A 19,939-nucleotide genomic window follows, 5' to 3' on the forward strand; every position below is an offset into this window, starting at 1 on the left:
TTAAATTCACATCCCCTTCGTCATTGCCGCGCAGCGGGCACAAAAAAACGCCCAAATCCGAAGATTTGAGCGTTAATGATCTGATATTTTTTTATTCGACGGTTACTGATTTGGCTAAGTTGCGCGGCTGGTCCGGGTCGAGGCCCTTGCCGACCGAAGTGTAATAGCCGATCAGCTGGCAGATCACCGCGGTTTCAAACACCGTTAAATCGTCCGGCACGTCGGGAATTGACAGATGGACGTTGCAGATTGTCGGGTCGTCGATGGCCTTGTCCTTTGAAATTAAAATGACAAAGGCGTTTCGCGCCTTCACTTCCCGAATATTGGAGATCATCTTTTCGTAGACTTTCTGCTGATTGGCGATAGCGATTACCGGCACGCCTTCTTCTATCAACGAAATGGTACCGTGTTTGAGTTCGCCGGCCGCGTAGGCTTCCGCGTGAATGTAGGAGATTTCTTTAAGCTTCAAAGCCCCTTCCATCGCGACCCGGTAATCCAAGCCCCGGCCGATATAGAACGCGTCCTGGGCATTGACCATCCGGCTGGTCAATTCTTTGACCCGCTTTTCATATTGAAGCACTTCTTCCATGTGCGCCGGCACCGTCTTGAGAGCCTGCACCTTTTCTTTCGCTTCCGCTTCAGACAAACGGCCGTTCATGAGGCCGAGCTTAAAGCCGAGCAGGTACATCATCGCGACCTGAACCGTGTAGGCTTTTGTCGAAGCGACTGCAATTTCCGGACCGGCGTGGGTGTAGACGACGTAATGGCTTTCTCTGGCAATAGACGATTCTTTGACGTTGACGATCGACAGCGTCCGGTCAGTGTATTGTTTTGCCAGCTTCAGCGCTTCAAAGGTGTCAATGGTTTCGCCGGACTGGGAGACGACGATGACGAGCGACTTTTCGTCGATCACTGGCTGAGAATAGCGGAATTCCGACGCAATCGAAACCGTCACCGGCATTTTTAGACGATTCTGGATGAATTCCGCGCCGACCATACCGGCGTACATCGCCGTGCCGCAGGCGATGATCGTAACATTTTCTGCCCCGTCAAAAAGGGTATCGGGGATCTGGTCGCCTGAAAAATCAGGCAGATCGTCCTGAATTCTCGGCGTAATGGTCCGGGTAATCGCAGCCGGCTGTTCGTGGATTTCTTTGATCATAAAGTGCGGATAGCCATCCTTTTCCGCCGCAGTCAAATCCCAGTCGACGGTCATCATCTTCGGCGCGATTTCCTTGCCGTCTTTCAGATCTTCAAGGGCAATGCCTTCCGGCGACAGCGACACGATGGTGTATTCCGGCACGACAAAATAACGATTGGTGTGTTCAATGAACGCCGTAACATCAGATGCAATAAACGCACCGATTTCCGGATCGTAAGCCGCGACCATCGGGCTGACGTTGCGCACCGCGTAAATTTCGCCCGGATGATCTTCGAATAAAATGCCAAAGGCGAAAGAGCCTTTAATTTCAGCGACGGCCTTGCGGATGGCTGTCTTTGGATCGTGCGTTTCGCTGTAGAAATGATTTAACAGAGCAGCGCCGACTTCCGTATCCGTTTCGGACTGGAGTTCGTCACCCAAATCAAATTTACGGGTGATTTCGGCGTAATTTTCAATGATGCCGTTGTGGATCAGCGCGACCTGGCCGACCCGATGCGGATGAGCGTTGGCCGTCGAGACGCCGCCGTGGGTGGCCCAGCGTGTATGGCCGATGCCGCAGGTCGACGGGTTCACTTTATCGCAGACCGCACGCAGATCTTTAACCTTGCCTGCCGTCTTTCGAAGTGAAATATGCGGTTGATTTTCTCTGAAATAGGCGATACCCGCGCTGTCATACCCGCGGTATTCCAGGCGTGAAAGACCGTTGATCAAGACGTCCTGAACCTCTAATTTTCCAGTATAACCAATAATGCCACACATGATAGTTTCCTTTCCTGTCGCAATGCGCGAAATCTAAAAATGATATTTGTATCTGATTCGTTGATTATTGCTGTAATTTATTCGGATAGTTTATCACAAAAGAAGAAAAAGAAAAAGAACTATCTAGGTCATTTGCTGGTCATTTCTGCTCGGCCGTTTTGAAGGGTCACCGTCCCGCTTTGCGTGGCTTGCGCTTTGCCGGAGCGCGCTTTGCAGGTGAAAAACCAGCTGGTAGCGTTGAGGCGGCTGACGGCGATCGTCACCCTGCCCCGCTTCTGCGACAGGGTTTCGCCCGTATACTCACCGTCTAGCTCAATCTGGCTCCTGCACCGCGCAGCGCCGGAGTCCAGCAGGACGAGACACGCCTCGTGATCCCGGTAACGCGCCGCCGTCTGAACCTCCTGTCCGTGAAAGGTGTAAAGCGATAAGACCGGCACAACCGCGAGCATCATCACGACAAGAACCAGCGGCAGGACACTCCCCCGCTGGTTGTTCAGATGCCGGTTGAATCTACGGCGTTCTAAGCGTAATGCTCTGTGCGTGCTTGGGCGCGTAAATTTCTGTTTCATAGATTTCCGGATCTCCCGTATATTGCATTTTGAGCCGGAAGCGGCCGTTCGGCGCATCGTCCTGCCATTCCGGTGCCAATTCAAAAGCAGCGACTTCCGCGTCGAGCTGACTGCGGAAGCCATTGCTGAGGGGGACAAAGGTGTCATAATATTTGTCTCGGTACAACATGTGCGTGCTCGGCGACAGCGTGTACAAATCGTAATACTTCGGCGTCTCCATATCCTGCACGTAGACGTTTTCGCCGTCAATGACGATGGTATCCGCTGTGCGGATGGTCTTCTCGATGAACAAATGCACATGTCGGAATTCCTGAACGTGGGTGCGCGCTGAACTGGCCTTGGGTATTTTTGTAAAGACGGCGATAAAGTTTGGCAAGATGCTCAGCATCAAACCCATTACAGCCAGGGTGATCAAGAGCTCAATCAGGGTCATGCCCCGCTGGCTCTGTCGTTTCGTCTGTTTCGGTTGACGTCGGTGCTGCATAAATCACTTCCTGATACGTTTCTGCGCGCAACCCCCTTGGCGCAATCGTGATGTCCAGATTGTACCCATTGCCCGATATGCCGGTGACTTTGAACCGATAGGCGGTCTGGTCGTCTGACATATCCTCGCCAAGGGTCTGCAGCCGAGCATTGGCCGCTTGACGGTCCGGGTGATCCATCGCCGCGATGGCCGATGCCGCCCGGTGGTACGCTTTGGGCAGCCCCCGCCCTTGAAGATTGAGGCCCGCCGACGCGTTTTTTAAAATGGCCAGGTTGCTGAGCAGCGAGACCATCAAAACCGATAACAGCGCCACAATCACCAGCGCGACCAAGGTGTCGGCCAGCGTGACCCCCCGCTGATCTGTCGTCTTTCTCATCATCCGCCCTCTCCTCAATTAGACAGCCGAATGCGGCCCGTGACCGGCTGAAGGATCAGACTGCGCTTCAGCTGTCCCGGCCCATTCAGGCGAATCGTCTGCCCCTTGTTGATAGTTCCCGATGGTAAAAAGCGAACACGATAATGATATTTTGGATCGACAGGTCCCTTTGCGGAAGAGGCCTGAATGTGCTCAAAGGCCACACTGTCAGTGCAAAACTTTCCCGCCTGATCGTCCCAGGTATTAATACTATAACCATCATTACGAATGTCCACATCAACTTCCCGATTAGCATCCTGCATCATCGCCCGGTCTCTGGCGTCGTTGAGGGCATCCTTCAGCGCCTCGCACTCTGCGTCGAAGGAAGCCCGGCTGGCCATGCGCGCGCCCGATGCGCCTAGCATCACCGTGCCGCTGCTCAACAAGCCGACCAAAAGCAGCGTGACGAGCATCTCCGCCAAGGTCATGCCGCGATTATTTGTCAGCGATCGAAACCAGCCCTTCTGCCGAATCGTAGACGAAAACTTTCCCTTTCGATTTGGCTGTGTAATCATCGTCTGCTTCTTTCTTGAGGTACTTGTTGTTCACCAACGTCTGAACCACTTCGTTGTAAGCCGCATTGCTGCCCGACTGCGCCGCGACCGTCGGCAGCGCGCCCTGGTCCGCTTCGTAAAGGGTGACAGCCGAGGTGACTTGTTTGGCGTTGGCCTTGTCAACCTGCAGGCGGGAGCGTTCCATAATCTGCGGCACCGCCACGATCATGATGCCCGCCAGAATCCCGATGATCACCAGTACCACGAGCATTTCCGCGAGGGTAAATCCCTTTTGATTCCGATGCGTTCTTTTCATTTTTTTAGGCCTAAGCATGTTTTCGCCTCCTTTATGCGCCTTTATATAAGTTTTGCTACATCATCGCTGCGTAACCACCGTAAATGGTGTAGAGCAGACTGATAAACGAAACGACCACGCATCCCACCAGCACGCCGACGATGACAATCAGCGCGGGCTCCATCACGGACGACATCCGCGCGAACCGCCTGTCGTACTGTTTGCGGTAACGCGTGCCTGCTTTCTTCAGCATGGGCAGCAGCGCCCCTGATTTTTCTCCAACCTTAATCAGCCGCTCACCTCCTTCATCGAGCAAACCGGTTTGTGCAAATCCTTCCGCAAGTCCGACACCTCGGCCTGCCATCTCCGACAGGCGGCTGAGCTGTACCTTGAAATAGGCGTTGGCCACGGGTCTGGCCGACACGGTCAGGGCTGTGATCAAATCGACGCCGCTGTTCAAAGCCAGCACCAGCATATCCAAATATGCCGCCCAATTTTCCAGACGGCGCATTTGGCCGAAAACAGGGGTTTCCAAAAGTAGATGATCCAGACGCACCCGAAGGCCCCATCCTTCGGGCAGCACTTTGTGCAAAATGCCGATGACCGCAAACACCACGGCCGCCGCCAGCAAAACGTTGGCCATCGCGCCGTTTAAGCTGATTAACATCCGCGTGCCGGCGGTCATCGACAGATTAAGCTCGGAAAGGGTGTTGATCAAGCTGGGCAGCACGCGATTCACCAGGTAGCGCGTCACCGCCAGGGTCATCACCAGTACAATGGCGGGATATATCATGATCTGAATCAATTTATTTTTCTGACAGCTCCGCCTGTCGTAATGCGCTTCCAGCTGTTCCAAAATCGGGACGAGCTGGCCGGAGGTTTCGCCGACACGCAGGGTTTCAATGACGAGCTCCGGCAGCCCGATGGCGGAATCACCCATCGCCGCACTCAAAGGCGCGCCCCGTTCGACCGCATAAATGATCGCTGACACCCCGGTTTGAAAAACGCGGCGGGTTTTCCCGCCGGTAAAAGTCTTTAACGATTCGATCAGATCGAGGCCGGAGCTCATAAGCACAGCCAGCTCACCGCAAAACGCCGCCAGTTCTTCGTCGTTCAGCGTGCGGTGCCGCCCCTTGCTGCTGCGTCGCTCAGAGGTAAAGACTGACGTCTTCATAAGCCACACTCCCGTCCTTTAAATGCGCCACTGCACTGCTGCGAAAAGGCCGCCCGTCGGATAGATCGCTATCCGTGCGCGGATCGACCAGGTCAAACAAACCGATGCGCCCGAACTTGCCCGTCTGCCGGCAGGCCGGGCAGCCTCTGCCGACACGCAGCTTCCCTGGCTGCTTGAGATTCAAGCGTTTGGCCTGCACCGCGCTCATCGCGACGGTTGCGCCGCATTTCGGGCAAATCCTCGGGACGAGCCGCTGCGCCATCATGCCAATCAGCTGATCGTCCGCCATATAAGCGGGAACGCCGAAATCTAAAAGCCGTTCTCTGCAGCCCCAGGCGCTTCTTGCGTGGATCGTCGCAAAGCACAAATGGCCCGTTGCCGCAGCGCGGATGGCCGCGTGCGCCGAACGGATGTCCCGAATCTCGCCAAGGATGATGACGTCCGGATCCTGCCTGAGTACGGCGCGGACGCCCTTTTCAAAATCCATATCCCGAACGCTGGACAACGATACCTGGGTCACCCCGGGAATCAAAATTTCCGCCGGCTCCTCTAAACTCACGAGATGCACCCCTTCCCGGTTCAGACGGTTCGCAATCGAAAACAGCGTCGTCGTTTTGCCTGAGCCCGTCGGCCCGCTGATCAATATCAGCCCTTCCCGCCGGTTGACCATCACCGTCAGTTTCCTGATGTCCGCCGCTGTCAGTCCCAGCCGGGATAAATCCTGAATGTAATACCGGCTGTCGAGAATGCGGATCACCATGTGCTCCCCGTGCACCGTCGGCAGCACCGAGACCCGCATCGGAATCTCGTGAAACACAAAGGCGCCGTCCTGCACCGAGCGTTTGTCGCTGATATCCATCTGTGCCAGAATTTTAATTCGCGAAATCATGCTAGTGTAGTCTTCTGACGACAAAGAAGTGTAGAAAAAGAGCGCACCATCAATCCGAAAACGTACGCGAAAAGTGTCTGACCCGAACGGTTCGATGTGGATATCCGAAGCCCTTTTATCCACCGCCGCGGTCAATAATTCCTCTGTTAATAAGACAATCCGATCGCCGTGTTTTTGATTTGTGGTGCGCGCTTTGGTCGCACGATTTGTATCAGAAGAGCGCTTACTTTTTAAGAAACTCATTTTAAGCTGCTCTCTTTGATTTAAAATTTTTCAGAGTATATCACGTTATATTCATTTTTGCAATCGTTTTTAATAAGTTCTTTAAATGACTATGAAATTGTATGTATTTATGAATGAAATGCAAAAATAATAATGAGAATTGTTTGAAATTAAGCACCTGGCTTTCTAAATTTTAGATATCGTATTTCTGAAATCAAATGACGATTTGCAGTCCTATTTTAATAAAAGAAAATCGCGCATTTGATTGCAAAATAAATTTTTCCTTCGGTCTCCTGAGCCGCAAGCTTTCCCGTGCGTCTATCCCCCCGCACGCTTGAAATGAACCGCATCCCGTGATAAAATGAAACCGTTATATATCGTTTATACCTCATTTTATTGTGGAGATTATTCAGCATGTTTGATTTTTTTCAAAACCCTGCCTGCTTGTTAGCAGCCAAAACCGATCGCAAAGACCGTCAGAAATGGCTGCCCCTCTGGATGCATTTGCTGGATACAGCCGACGTCATGGATGTGCTCGTTTCCGACTGGCTGCCCGATCATATCAAAGATATTCTATGTGCGGACGAAGATACCTTATCTCAAACTGCGCGATGTCTCGGTGCCATGCACGACATCGGTAAGGCCACCCCTTTATTTCAAAGCAGAATTTTGCAAAGCATCGACAACATCGACGATCTTCTTGAAGGACGCGGCCTGCCCATTTCTTCGTTAAATTGTTTCGACCGTTACACCCGTTCTCCTCACGCTTTGGCTGGAGAGGCGATTTTACTCAACCGCGCCGTGTCAGAAGATTTTGCTGCCATCGTCGGCGCCCATCACGGCATACCCCATCCTTTAGATCAGCCAAATTGGGGGCAGCTCCAAATCGACCCTTACGGTGCTACGTATTCCAATTATTACGACGATATTCATCTGCACCTTAAAGATACATGGGAAAATACGCGGAGTGTCCTAATTCACGCAGTGCTCAATATGTGCGATTGTGCCTTTCCCGATGACCTGGTCTCATATACGCTGCCGCAGCAAGTCATTTGGACGGGCTTACTCATCATGGCGGATTGGATTGCCAGCAATGAAAATTACTTTCCGCTGCTGTCCGTTGAGGAAGAAGGTCATCCATCCCTTTATCCGGATCGCGTTGAGGATGCCTTGGATAGACTCAACCTGCCGCCGATTTGGTCGCCTTGTTGTTATGCACTTCCGCCCGAACAATTCAAAACACGTTTTGGGTTTTCCCCAAACTGTGTTCAAGAAAGCATTATTCAAATTGCCGCTTCTGTTAATAAACCCGGTCTTCTTATTTTAGAAGCGCCCATGGGTGTCGGCAAGACCGAAGCGGCTCTGGCCGCCGCGGAATTGCTTGCGAGTCGAACGGGATGTGGCGGTCTGTTCTTTGGCCTGCCCACCCAAGCGACCTCTAACGGTATTTTTCCTCGAATTGAGCATTGGGCCGCCTCCCAAGCCAAAAGTGATCAAGTGATCTACAGTATCAAGCTTGCCCACGGCGCCGCTGAACTCAATGAAGATTATCAATCTATATTTCACGGCACGGCAATCACCAACGAAGATAATGAAGATAACGGAACCAATCGAGATTTGCTCGTTCATCCGTGGTTTGAAGGGCGTAAACAAGCGCTGCTCTCTGACTTTGTTATCGGCACTGTCGATCAGATCTTAATGATGGCGCTAAAACAGCGCCACTTGATGCTCCGCCATTTAGGTTTAGCCGGCAAAGTCGTCATTATCGACGAGTGCCACGCGTACGATGCTTATATGGATCAGTATCTGGAACAGGCGCTTGCCTGGCTTGGGGCTTACGATGTTCCTGTGATCCTGCTATCCGCCACTTTACCTTATGAGACACGGACTCAGCTCATTCGTGCCTATCAAAACATGCGTTATAAAGAATTTACACGAATCGAAAAAGAACCTTGGATGACCTGCCGCGCCTATCCACTACTCACTTATACAGATGGTAAGGCGGTGATTTCCAAGGCGATCCCAGACGAAAGCTCTGAACGTACTGTCCGTATTGAGCAGATCGATGATGAGACCCTGTGTGACAGCTTATCCACTGCCTTATCTGAAGGTGGCTGTGCCGGTATTATTCTCAACACGGTTAAACGGGCGCAAGCTGTTGCAAAAAAACTGCAAGTTGCTTTCCCTAACGATGAAATTCTCATCTTCCATGGTGCTTTTACAATGGAACAACGTGCGGCGATTGAACAAATTTTACTTGCGCGTCTGGGTAAAAATTCAAAACCGGAAGATCGAAAAAATCTTATCGTCGTGGGCACTCAGGTGATGGAACAATCCCTCGATGTCGATTTTGACGTGATGGTCACCGATCTCTGCCCGGTCGATTTGCTGTTTCAGCGCATTGGCCGACTGCACCGACATCAAAGAAAAAGACCCAATCCCGTTCAAAATGCCGTCTGTTATGTCCTGGGGGCGGATGAAAATCAGGAACTTGAGAAGGGTTCTGTCGCCGTCTACGGCGAATATCTCCTCTTACGAACAAAAGAAATTTTGCCTGATCAATTATCAATTCCTAAAGATATCTCTGAAACCGTTCAGAATGTGTACGACCCAACCTATTTGATCAATCCCCAAAAAGAAGCGGACGCTTTGCAAGATTATCAAAACCATCTGAACACGCTCAGGCAATCCGCTCATGCGTACCGCCTTGGCGCGCCATCAAAATCCAAGCGTCGCCGTACTCCCCTTTCGGGGTTATTGGACACTGCTGTCCCGAATGACGTCAAAGCAGATGCCGCGGTACGATACGGGACAGACAGCATCGAAATCATTCTGCTTAAATATGATGCTAAAGCAACCCTGCTTTCTACTCTCTCCGCTTCTCCAGAATATTTTGCACCCGATGAAGCCCTCTCTGACGACGAAGCGCTGACCGTTGCCCGGCAAAAACTGAGGCTACCTTTAGCCTTCAGCGCCAGTTGGTCCATCGATGAGATCATTGCTTTTCTAGAAAAGCACTCGCAGCAATGGGTGCCGCTTTGGCTCATCCACCCCATTCTGAAAGGCGAATTGTTCTTGATTTTAGATGAAAATAATCAGGCACAGCTCAATGCCTATACTGTCGGTTACGATCTGCGCCTCGGATTCTATTTTGAAAGGAAACACGATGAAAGACATTGAATTCAACTTAATCGATGAACCCTGGCTCAAGGTGATCCGAGAGGATCTGACCGTTGAGACCTTATCGTTAAAAAACCTTTTGCTTCACGCTCAAGATTACAAGGATCTAGCCGGCGAAACGCCAGCCCAGAATTTTGCTGTTCTGCGCATGCTGCTCGCCTTACTCTATACGATCTTTGAACGGGTCGATGTTGACGGCACACCCGATGCGCTTATCGAGATCGATGATATCGATGCGGCTTATGACGCCGTCTTCAACCGCTGGCAGACACTCTGGGAACTCAAACATTTTCCAGAAAAACCGATTTTAGATTACTTCAACCAGCACCACGATGCGTTCTGGCTGTTTCATCCGGCAAGGCCATTTTATCAAGTACCCGAGGCCACTCTGGGCAGCCCCTACAACGCGCCAAAATTAATCGGTGACTTATCAGAAAGCGGTAATAAAAAGAGACTTTTTTCTAGCCGAAGTGGGATTGGAAAAGAACAAATCCCGTTTGCTGAAGCCGCGCGCTGGCTTCTCTACATTAATGCCTTTGACGACACATCTGCCAAACCCAAAAAGAAGGGTCTTCCTTCTCCTGGTGCAGGATGGGTTGGCAAATTGGGTATGGTCGAAAATGTCGGTAACAATTTGTTCGAAACACTTCTGCTGAATCTTACCTTTTTGAAAGATGGCACCGAACTTTGGTCGGCCCCCCCTTTACCAGCTTGGGAACACCCGCCAAAACCAGACGAGCGAACCGAAATTTCGATTCCTGATGAGCCTGCTGCGCTTTTATCTTTGCAATCCCGCCGTATTCTTTTAAAACGTAAGGATGACGCTGTTGTCGGGTACACTTTGCTCGGTGGCGATTTCTTCTCTAATGACGATGCCTTTAACGAACAGATGACCTCATGGCGAAAAATAAACAAAACGAAAAAACAATTTGTCTGGCATCCGAAACGCATGGATCCCAATCGTCAAATGTGGCGAGACTTTGGCCAATATTTTCTGGTCCACAGTAGGAGTAGTGCGGAAAGCAACCATCTTCCTGGAATAATTCAATGGTTATACGCATTGAAGAAGGAAAATATCATAACTCCTCATAAAAAAATTCAACTTCGCGGCATCGCCTTGCAATATGGCGATAAAGATTTTTTTATCAATGATTTTTCCAGCGATACGTTAACTTATTTTACTGACTTGCTCAATACAGAAAGTGACGGTCTTCGGAATCAAATTGAAACTGAAATTCAAAAATGTGATGATACTGCTAACGCGATTCATTTACTTTGCCGAAATATTGCCATCGCTAGCGGTTCTGATTCTGAAAATGAAAAAAATCAGCAAAAAGGACGCCGTCTGTTTTATCAAACGATTGATCAACCCATGCGCGCCTGGCTGCTTCAATTTAATCACGAGGTTTCTCCTGAAAACAACCAAGCGCTTTTCGATCAATGGGAAAACGAATCGCGAAGGATTGCTGCAGCTATTGCTGAACAATTAGAAGCTAACGCTGGACCTGCAGCTTTCCGCGGGCACACCATTCACGACCAAAAAACAGAAAAGGATTATCATTACACCGTCTCAAAAGCTGATTTACAATTCCGAAAATCGCTCAACAAAATTTATCCCAGAAAGGACGTGAATCATGAACAAACGACAACAAGTTAAAACTTTTGTGGGTCGAAAACTCACACGATTTGAAAGAAATAAGGAAAACGGATCCGGTAAAGCCGAACTTGCCGCACTCCGCCGCGGCGTCGGAAGACGCCCGGGTGAGCTGCCGGAATTGACCGGTACTTTTCTAAACGAAATGCCAGAAGAACTGATGGGCCACACTGATGCGCCCAGTTCCGCAGAATGGGCTGTTTACACCGCACTCACCCTCTACGCGCTGCACCAGCAGGGCCAAAACCAGCCGATGCACCTCGAAGGGCAAAAGCTTGGCACGGCAATCCGGTATTTAATGCCTTCGGGCATGCCTGAGGACAATCCACCCATTCTCGCGCGCTTCAACCAAATGGCCGCTTCAGCTGACATCGCTGAGCTGGCTCAGCACTTGCGCGGCATCGTCACACTATTGCGTGCCAATAGCATTCCCTTGGATTATATCGATCTGGCTGACGATCTTTACCGCTACCAATTTGAAGACAATCGAAACAGCCTGCGCTTAAAATGGGGCCGAGATTTCTACCGAACGCCTCTCAACGAAACAGATTCGAAAAACAATACCGAACACTAAAACACAATCAACAGAAAGGTTAATATTATGAACAACAGATTATTTGTCGATTTTCACGTTTTACAAACCGTTCCGCCGTCCTGCGTTAACCGCGACGACACCGGGCGTCCTAAAACCGCCGTTTACGGCGGCACCACTCGCGCCAGAGTTTCTTCCCAATCCTGGAAACACGCGATTCGCGAATATTTCACCACACACATCCCAGAATTCGATTTAGGCAAGCGCACAAAACGCATTGTAGGGCTCGTCGCCGACGCGATTCACGAACTTCGCGCTGATCTCGACGAAGAAAAAACACTCAAAATGGCTGAAAACGCATTGAAAAATGCGGGGCTTAAAATAAAATCGGCCGACAAAGGGACTGACGCCTTGTTTTTTATCAGCAACGAACAAGTCAAAGCTCTTGCAGAATTAGCCGTTTCAGGTGAAACTGGCAAAAAGAAATACGCTGAAGCTTTGAAAATTCATCCTTCTATCGATATGGTGATGTTTGGCCGAATGGTCGCCAGCGATCCTTCTTTGAATTACGACGCAACGGTGCAGGTTGCTCACAGTATCTCGACACATACCGTGCACACCGAATACGATTATTTTACCGCTGTCGACGACTGTTCTTCAGAAGATAATGCTGGAGCAGGGCATCTCGGAACAACTGAATTCAATTCCGCCACACTGTATCGTTACGCCACCATCAACGTCAGTGAGCTAAAAAAATTTGCAGGGGAGCGCACCGCAGAAGCAGTCAGCGATTTTGCACGGGCTTTTGTTCAGTCCATGCCAACTGGAAAAATCAACGCCTACGCCAATTTCACGGTGCCAGACGACGTCTACATCACCGTACGGCGTGATCAACCCATCAATCTCTGCGGGGCTTTTGAACGGCCTGTCCGAAGCAAAGCGGAGGGTTACGTCAAAGGATCGGAAAGCGCTTTTAATGACTACACCCAAAAAGTATATACAAACTTTGCAGAAGCGCCCGCAGCCGCCTTTGGAACCGGTGACGGAACCGCAACGCTCATCGATACGGAACCGCTGTCTCAGGTGTTTGACGATCTCCAGACCTATCTCGAAAAAGTTCTCAGGAGCGTACAATGAGCACGCTCCTGCTGCGTCTCGCTGCCCCACTGCAATCCTGGGGCGACGATTCGAAATTTAACGTACGGCGAACATACACGGTGCCAACAAAAAGCGGCGTGATCGGACTGCTGGCGTCAGCTCTAGGGCTGCCACGCACCGCAGATCACGATATCCAGCATTTAAACGAAAGCTTAACTATGGGCGTTCGCGTCGATCAGCCCGGAGAAATGATTGAAGACTTTCATACAGCCCACGGCGATAAACAAAGCGATATTACACGGCGGCAATATTTATGCGATGCGGTGTTCACCGTTGGCCTTGAATCGAAAGATGCCAATCTCATCAAACAGTTGGAAGAGGCTTTGCATCATCCGGTTTATCCGTTGTTTCTAGGCCGGCGCGCGTGTCCGCCAACACTGCCGCTTTCTCTCGGCATCCGAGACACTGCACTGATCCCTGCGCTTCAAAACGAGCCCTGGCAGGCTGCAGACTGGCACCAGAAACAGCTCGATCCCAATCTTCGTCTCGTCATCGAAACAACCACTCCGGGCAGACGCCCTTTTCACCGGCTTAAAGACGTCCCGATTTCTTATAGCCCAATTCGTAGGCAATACACTTACCGCTACGCGGCCGAATGGGATTTGACTCAGATGAAGGGAGAACCGATTGAAACGGAACACGATCCCTTCAGCGAATTGAGGTGATGATCCATGTACATGTCAAGAATAGCGCTCAATCCATCCAAGCGCAAAACCATGATGGCTTTAGCCAATCCCAATTTATTTCACGGTACGGTTGAACATGCGTTTTCCGGTCCGCGGACGCGCAAACTTTGGCGTATCGACACACTGCACGGGCAGCGTTATCTCCTGTTGGTCAGTGAAACGCCGCCGGATTTAACCGCCGCCGTCGCTCAATTTGGTTACGACGACCACCCAAATGCTGCCCTCACCAAAGATTACACCCCGCTGCTGAACCGCATTGAGTCTGGCAGCCAATGGCATTTCCGCCTGGTGGCTAATCCGACCCACGCCGTGCCACAACGAAAAAATGGGAAAGGTGTTCGCGGCAAGGTTTTCCCGCACGTCTCGCCCGAAAACCAAAAACGCTGGCTGATCGAGCAGGGCACCAAACACGGTTTTGCGTTAACAGACAATGATTTTCAAATTGTCGAAGACCGGACCTTCTCGTTCAGAAAGGGTAAAAATCACAGATATCGCATCTCGATTGTCGCGGTCACCTACGAAGGGGGGCTTCGGATCACAAATGCCGAAGCCTTTCGCCAAACGTTAATCGAAGGCCTCGGCCGCGAAAAGGCCTTCGGCCTCGGGCTATTAACCGTCGCCGGACAACGCCCATGAGCGGCCAGATCCCGGGGATGAAACAGCCTGACCTTTCATCCCTTCCACAAATTCGAGATCGCATGACCTTTATCTATCTAGAGCATTGCGATATCAACCGTCGAGACAGCGCAATCACCGTCACAGACAAAAAGGGCGTCGTCTATATTCCGGCTGCGTCCATTTCAGTTCTGCTCTTTGGCCCCGGAACCAACGTCACACACCGTGCCATGGAATTAATCGGCGACAGCGGCGTCACCATCGTCTGGTGCGGTGAGCACGGCGTACGTTATTACGCCAGCGGACAGCCGCTGACACACCGATCCGCGCTTCTCGTACAGCAAGCTAAAATGGTCAGTCACCAGCGCATGCACCTGGATGTCGCGCGTAAAATGTATCAACTCCGCTTTCCCGACGAAGATGTTTCAAAACTGACCATGCAGCAGCTTCGCGGACGGGAAGGCAGCCGTATCCGACGCGTTTATCAAAAATCATCAAAGCAATGGCACGTGCCGTGGTCCGGCCGCACTTACGATCCAGAAAATTTTGAAGCTGGCGACGCCGTCAATAAAGCCTTATCCATGGGCAATGCCTGCCTCTACGGTCTGGCCCACGCCGTAATCGCCGCCCTCGGCTGCTCGCCCGGTCTCGGTTTTGTCCATGTCGGTCACGACGCCTCCTTTGTTTACGATATTGCGGATTTATATAAGGCCGAAATCACTATTCCTGTCGCCTTCGAAGCCGCTGGCACCAATCCAATCGATTTGGAACGAACCGTTCGCCATCGCGTCCGGGATGAAATGGTCAAAGCGCATATTCTCGAACGTATGGTTCACGATATTCAATGGCTGCTTCAAGACCCTGATCATCCAGTCCCCTTGAAAAAAGCAGTCTATCTCTGGGATAATAAAGCAGGGCTAGTTGACAACGGCAAGCAGTACCGAGATGATGAAGAGGCGTCCTCCCCATGATTGTCATCACATTAACCGATTGCCCGCCCAAACTCAGGGGCGACTTAACCAAATGGCTGTGCGAAATCAATACCGGCGTGTATGTCGGGCAGGTCTCGGCCCGTGTTCGCGAAGCGCTTTGGACGCGTATCTGCGAGCACTTAAAAACTGGACGCGCAACCATGGTTTATCCTGCCGCCAACGAACAGGGCATGGCCTTTCACGTCTGGCACTCCACTTGGGAGCCTGTGGATTTTGACGGGATCACACTCATGCGCCATCCCTTAGCTGGAGCTACTGCTGTTCCGTACGATGATAAAAATAATCTCAAAAGTAAAGCGAGTATCCGAAGAATGGTCAAACGAAAAAATGCAGCTCGGCGTCAATTAAGGACATTCAGTGATTACACCGTGATCGATCTGGAGACAACCGGGCTCGACATTGAGCAAGATGCTATTATTGAGTTTGGTGCGCTGCGCGTCCGGCATAATGTCCCAGAAAAAGGCTTCAGCCAGCTGGTGCGAACCGACCGGCCGCTATCGCCTGATATCATCGAACTGACAGGCATCACCCCAGAAACAATGTTGAAAGAAGGGACTGAACTTAAATCAGCCTTAACTGCATTTCTCAAATTTATCGGAAAGGATCGGCTTCTGATTTACAATGCTCATTTTGATATGGGATTTCTGATGCATGCCTGCCAAACCTGCGGCATCGAAGCACCCACCAACACTTGCGTCGACGTCATGAAAACAGCCAAACAGCAGTGGCGGTTCAGTCCAAATTATAAACTCGAAACCCTTGCCACGTTTTTTGACTTGCCGCAGCAGGCGCATCGTGCACTCGACGACTGCGAATTAACCCATCAGGTTTATCAGAAGTTAAATGAAAATGGGATCCAACAAAATCAGGAACACTGAAAAATCAAGTGTTTCGTTAGTGTGTTCCCCGCATACGCGGGGATGATCCTATCACCGGCATCAATCAGAAGCTGTCGACGGAGTGTTCCCCGCATACGCGGGGATGATCCTTTTCGCGAAGTCGATACCGACCACGCACGTCCGTGTTCCCCGCATACGCGGGGATGATCCTCAGTGCGCCCGACGCGAAATTGGCTTTGCTGTGTGTTCCCCGCATACGCGGGGATGATCCTCACACGGCCGCCCAAAAATGGGCGGTCATTTCGTGTTCCCCGCATACGCGGGGATGATCCTAAAAAATCGCAACAGTGAGCCGGGGGCGTCTGGTGTTCCCCGCATACGCGGGGATGATCCTTCCAGCGACGTGGTGTTGACCGCAATTTCGATGTGTTCCCCGCATACGCGGGGATGATCCCGCGCCTGCGATGGAGTCAGCATATAAAGTAGAGTGTTCCCCGCATACGCGGGGATGATCCCCTGATCGGTATACCATTTCTGATCTTTTTGCAGTGTTCCCCGCATACGCGGGGATGATCCTTTCGCAGGTCACCGGCACCACAAACCGACTAGGTGTTCCCCGCATACGCGGGGATGATCCCAGGGACCGCGTCGTCCGGTACGAACGACGTCAGTGTTCCCCGCATACGCGGGGATGATCCTGGACCCCAGCGACGCGCCGAGTACCGCCGTCGGTGTTCCCCGCATACGCGGGGATGATCCTTTTTCCGATTTCAGAAATCGCGGATCCGTTAAGTGTTCCCCGCATACGCGGGGATGATCCATTATAATCGCCCTCAATATAGAGGACCCAGAAAGTGTTCCCCGCATACGCGGGGATGATCCTGTGACCGCCCGGCGCACGCTGACCGTTTTGTTGTGTTCCCCGCATACGCGGGGATGATCCTTTGCCAATGTACCCCAGAGGGGTATATGAATAGTGTTCCCCGCATACGCGGGGATGATCCTCTACAAGCTGCCGCCTTCGGTACGCGGTGAGCGTGTTCCCCGCATACGCGGGGATGATCCTGATTCTGCCTTTTCCGCTTTTAGCTGATAGCTGTGTTCCCCGCATACGCGGGGATGATCCTAAGGCCGCGGCAGCAAGGCGCCCCGCGGCCGTGTGTTCCCCGCATACGCGGGGATGATCCTATCTGCCTGCCTGACGTCGCGTATCGGCGCGCGTGTTCCCCGCATACGCGGGGATGATCCTTATAGCCTCGACATCGGGGGCGCGTCAAGTCAGTGTTCCCCGCATACGCGGGGATGATCCTAAATCGATTACGGCACTAGTACGACACTTAGTGTTCCCCGCGCACGCGGGGATGATCCCTTAATGTCAATCCGTACTTTCTAAAAATCGAAGTGTTCTCTGCACACGCAGGAGTGAATTCTATTGTAAATCTTCGCCCTACTAGATCGCAGTTAAATTTTTATATATTCCCCGCTATTTTATCTTTCACCACGCCCAACACTTCCCTCAGCATATTATTCGGCAGGTACAGCGGGGTTGAGGGTGCGGCGATGCCGTACACATGGCGGTAGCCGGCCTTTTTCGCAAGGCGCAGTCCGCGATAGACGTGGAAATTATTTGTCACAATGCCGATGTGGTCCGTCTTGATCTGCATCAGCCTGGCCGAATACCGGATGTTCTCAACCGTGTTCTGCGACCGGTCTTCCATTTGGATGCGTTTCGGCGCAATGCCTTTCCGGATCAAATACCGGCGCATGGCCGACGCTTCGGTTTCCGGCTCGTTGGCGCCGCGCCCGCCGGAGACGATGCACTGCGTTTCCGGATGCGCCTTGAGATAATCGGCCGCTGTATCCAACCGGTAGGCCAGGACCCGGCTCGGCCCCGCCGCTCTCACCTGGGCACCGAGCACGACGATCGCGTCGAGATGTTTCGGCGCTTTAGCGTGGAACTGCGTGCTGATCAGCGCGCACATCGCCGCAATGCCCACAACAACCGCCGCCAGCACCACGCCAACCGCAATCCGCACACCCGCTGGCAGCCGGCCCCACGCACCGCTGTGTATCCCTGCCGCTGCCAATGCGCAAAGGGCGCCGACCGCGAACCAAATGAGATAAAACTTCGTTCCCGACGCGAGACTGAGGATCAGCACGCCGTAAAGGCACGATAATGCCGCCAGCCCTATCAGTATTTTCATTTTCACGCCTCCCCCCCGTTTTCATACTCAATCTCCTCTTTTTCATGATGCTTTTATTGTATCATGATCCTTTAAATCCGTGTCAATCCTCAACGGCTGACAGCTGTGCTGTTTTTTTCAATATAAATATTTTTAGCGGTTTTAATTTTTGACAAAGTTTCTTAATTAAATTAAGGTCTCCTTAATTTGAATTTGCAAGAATGAACTATAAATAAGATACAGAATGAAGAAAATAGAGAGCTATTATGACCATTGATTTCAACACCGTAACCGTCCAGTTATTCAAACAATTTACCATGCGCTACAAGGGCAAGACCTTGTTTTCCAAAGAAGCAATGCCCTTGCGCCGATCGGTGCTATTGGCTTATCTCATCATTCATCGCGATCAGGTCAGCTCTGTGAGCGCCTTGTCTGAACTTTTCTGTTCCCATTCAAAAAAACCAGAGGGGGCTCTGCGCAACCTCATTTACCGGATCCGCCAGGCCCTGTCCGACATCTGGCCCGAGGACACCTTCATCCTCTCCCGCCCCGGCGGCTATCAATGGAATCCCGCAATTCCCTTACAAGTCGATACCCAAACCTTCGATGCCCTCTACAGGCGATTTAAACTTTCCGAAGACATCGACGGCCGAATCGATCTGGGCCTTAAACTCATGGAATTATACGCCGGTGATTTCAACAAATTGGCTCAATCCCGCTACGAATGGGTTCGGCAACGGTCGGTCTATTTCCGTCTCGCCATGACAGAAATGCTGAAAGTCCTCGCCAATGATCTCGCCGCCCGCCAGCACCGTGCCGATCTCGAATCCATTGCCCTCTCAGCCATCTCTAATGCCTACATCGACGAAAGTCTGCACCAAGCCATCATCCGTGCGCTATTATCCTGCAGGCTTTTCCCTCAGGCGGTGTCCTACTGCCAGTGGCTGATTGATTTTTTCCGCCACACCCTGGAAATCGAACCCTCACCGGATACCTTTAAGCTTCAGGCTGAAGTCATCGCAGCCGCCTCGCCTTCTACGGCACCCGTCCATCACCATTCTCTGGAAACGATCATGGCGAAGCTTGATGCCGCATCGGAAAACGGTGCTTTATACTGTGAGTACCCTGTTTTCAGAAAAATATATACTATCGTTTCTAACGCTGATCAAGTTCCCACATCCTTTTTCTATCTGATCTTAATCACGTTGAAGGACGCGTCCTGCTTTAATAACGGTCAAAACCGTCATGCCGCGATGATGGTGGTCAAGGCCAGGCTCTCCCACATCCTCTGCGAAGACACAGTCTACACCCAATGCGCGGACAATCAATTCCTCATCCTTTTGCCGGTCCAGCGTCCGGAGAAAGCTGAACAGCTTGCCCGCAGACTGTGCAGCCATCTCGATCTGGATTTGGGCCAAACGGCTTATACCCTCGAATCACAGCCGCTTTCCCGTTGTAATCCATTACCCCCCCCCCACACACATATTAATTCGTGATTCGCTCCTTTCTGCTAAGTATTATTTAAGGTTTTTTAATTTTTTTTGCTTTTTAAAATTTTTCTCTGTTTTCTTAATAAATGTGATATTTTTGTGATCTGTAAATTGTATCCTTTCTAAAAAACACTAAAGAAAGGATAC

General features: G+C 51.3%; 18 protein-coding genes and 1 CRISPR repeat array. Of the genes, 9 read left to right on the forward strand and 9 right to left on the reverse strand.

The window, feature by feature from the left end:
- Nucleotides 1–91: 91 nt before the first annotated feature.
- The 8 genes from glmS to FYJ52_RS08495 all read right to left on the reverse strand — a co-directional run bounded on the left by glmS (nt 92) and on the right by FYJ52_RS08495 (nt 6,484).
- Nucleotides 92–1,921, reverse strand: coding sequence for a glutamine--fructose-6-phosphate transaminase (isomerizing) (glmS, locus tag FYJ52_RS08460; protein ID WP_154576793.1), 1,830 nt, complete (start codon nt 1,919–1,921; stop codon nt 92–94).
- Nucleotides 1,922–2,049: 128 nt separating this feature from the next.
- Nucleotides 2,050–2,490, reverse strand: a complete 441-nt coding sequence (locus tag FYJ52_RS08465; RefSeq protein ID WP_154576794.1) for a hypothetical protein — start codon at nt 2,488–2,490, stop codon at nt 2,050–2,052.
- Complete coding sequence (locus tag FYJ52_RS08470; RefSeq protein ID WP_154576795.1) at nt 2,432–2,974, reverse strand: type II secretion system protein; 543 nt, start codon at nt 2,972–2,974, stop codon at nt 2,432–2,434. Before FYJ52_RS08470 ends, FYJ52_RS08465 begins: the two co-directional genes overlap by 59 nt.
- Complete coding sequence (locus FYJ52_RS08475; RefSeq protein ID WP_154576796.1) at nt 2,910–3,353, reverse strand: hypothetical protein; 444 nt, start codon at nt 3,351–3,353, stop codon at nt 2,910–2,912. The genes FYJ52_RS08470 and FYJ52_RS08475 overlap by 65 nt, the downstream gene beginning before the upstream one ends.
- A gap of 11 nt (nt 3,354–3,364) precedes the next feature.
- Nucleotides 3,365–3,904, reverse strand: a complete 540-nt coding sequence (locus FYJ52_RS08480; protein WP_154576797.1) for a prepilin-type N-terminal cleavage/methylation domain-containing protein — start codon at nt 3,902–3,904, stop codon at nt 3,365–3,367.
- Nucleotides 3,825–4,217 carry a type II secretion system protein gene (locus FYJ52_RS08485; RefSeq protein ID WP_154576798.1) on the reverse strand — a complete coding sequence of 131 codons (393 nt, stop codon included), beginning with the start codon at nt 4,215–4,217 and terminating at the stop codon, nt 3,825–3,827. The genes FYJ52_RS08480 and FYJ52_RS08485 overlap by 80 nt, the downstream gene beginning before the upstream one ends.
- Nucleotides 4,218–4,254: 37 nt before the next feature.
- On the reverse strand, nt 4,255–5,352 hold the full coding sequence (locus FYJ52_RS08490) for a type II secretion system F family protein (protein WP_154576799.1): 1,098 nt from the start codon (nt 5,350–5,352) through the stop codon (nt 4,255–4,257).
- A complete protein-coding gene (locus FYJ52_RS08495; protein ID WP_154576800.1) occupies nt 5,327–6,484 on the reverse strand; it encodes a GspE/PulE family protein in 1,158 nt (385 codons plus the stop codon). Before FYJ52_RS08495 ends, FYJ52_RS08490 begins: the two co-directional genes overlap by 26 nt.
- A gap of 393 nt (nt 6,485–6,877) precedes the next feature.
- Here FYJ52_RS08495 and cas3 point away from each other — a divergent pair, with 393 nt between their 5' ends.
- Genes cas3 through cas2e form a run of 8 tightly spaced genes read left to right on the forward strand, consistent with a single transcriptional unit; the run spans nt 6,878 to nt 16,158 of the window.
- Nucleotides 6,878–9,643 carry a CRISPR-associated helicase Cas3' gene (gene cas3 / locus FYJ52_RS08500; RefSeq protein WP_154576801.1) on the forward strand — a complete coding sequence of 922 codons (2,766 nt, stop codon included), beginning with the start codon at nt 6,878–6,880 and terminating at the stop codon, nt 9,641–9,643.
- Nucleotides 9,630–11,300, forward strand: a complete 1,671-nt coding sequence (casA, locus tag FYJ52_RS08505) for a type I-E CRISPR-associated protein Cse1/CasA (protein WP_205960816.1) — start codon at nt 9,630–9,632, stop codon at nt 11,298–11,300. Before cas3 ends, casA begins: the two co-directional genes overlap by 14 nt.
- Nucleotides 11,278–11,871: a type I-E CRISPR-associated protein Cse2/CasB gene (casB, locus tag FYJ52_RS08510; RefSeq protein WP_154576803.1), complete on the forward strand. Its 594-nt coding sequence runs from the start codon at nt 11,278–11,280 to the stop codon at nt 11,869–11,871. Before casA ends, casB begins: the two co-directional genes overlap by 23 nt.
- 27 nt (nt 11,872–11,898) lie before the next feature.
- Complete coding sequence (gene cas7e / locus FYJ52_RS08515) at nt 11,899–12,966, forward strand: type I-E CRISPR-associated protein Cas7/Cse4/CasC (RefSeq protein WP_154576804.1); 1,068 nt, start codon at nt 11,899–11,901, stop codon at nt 12,964–12,966.
- On the forward strand, nt 12,963–13,652 hold the full coding sequence (gene cas5e, locus FYJ52_RS08520; RefSeq protein ID WP_154576805.1) for a type I-E CRISPR-associated protein Cas5/CasD: 690 nt from the start codon (nt 12,963–12,965) through the stop codon (nt 13,650–13,652). The genes cas7e and cas5e overlap by 4 nt, the downstream gene beginning before the upstream one ends.
- A 12-nt stretch (nt 13,653–13,664) precedes the next feature.
- Complete coding sequence (gene cas6e, locus FYJ52_RS08525; protein WP_205960817.1) at nt 13,665–14,309, forward strand: type I-E CRISPR-associated protein Cas6/Cse3/CasE; 645 nt, start codon at nt 13,665–13,667, stop codon at nt 14,307–14,309.
- Nucleotides 14,306–15,259: a type I-E CRISPR-associated endonuclease Cas1e gene (cas1e, locus tag FYJ52_RS08530; protein ID WP_154576807.1), complete on the forward strand. Its 954-nt coding sequence runs from the start codon at nt 14,306–14,308 to the stop codon at nt 15,257–15,259. Before cas6e ends, cas1e begins: the two co-directional genes overlap by 4 nt.
- Nucleotides 15,256–16,158 carry a type I-E CRISPR-associated endoribonuclease Cas2e gene (cas2e, locus tag FYJ52_RS08535; protein WP_154576808.1) on the forward strand — a complete coding sequence of 301 codons (903 nt, stop codon included), beginning with the start codon at nt 15,256–15,258 and terminating at the stop codon, nt 16,156–16,158. The genes cas1e and cas2e overlap by 4 nt, the downstream gene beginning before the upstream one ends.
- Nucleotides 16,159–16,179: 21 nt before the next feature.
- Nucleotides 16,180–17,488: a CRISPR direct-repeat array (repeat unit 29 nt; unit sequence GTGTTCCCCGCATACGCGGGGATGATCCT).
- A 100-nt stretch (nt 17,489–17,588) separates the two neighbouring features.
- Here the strand turns inward: cas2e and FYJ52_RS08540 are convergent.
- A complete protein-coding gene (locus tag FYJ52_RS08540) occupies nt 17,589–18,323 on the reverse strand; it encodes a YdcF family protein (RefSeq protein ID WP_154576809.1) in 735 nt (244 codons plus the stop codon).
- 245 nt (nt 18,324–18,568) lie between these two features.
- On the opposite strand from FYJ52_RS08540, the gene FYJ52_RS08545 reads away from it, so the two are divergent.
- Nucleotides 18,569–19,798 carry an AfsR/SARP family transcriptional regulator gene (locus tag FYJ52_RS08545; RefSeq protein WP_154576810.1) on the forward strand — a complete coding sequence of 410 codons (1,230 nt, stop codon included), beginning with the start codon at nt 18,569–18,571 and terminating at the stop codon, nt 19,796–19,798.
- The last annotated feature ends 141 nt before the right edge of the window (nt 19,799–19,939 follow it).

The organism is Pseudoramibacter porci (assembly GCF_009696145.1).
Lineage (GTDB): Bacteria > Bacillota > Clostridia > Eubacteriales > Eubacteriaceae > Pseudoramibacter > Pseudoramibacter porci.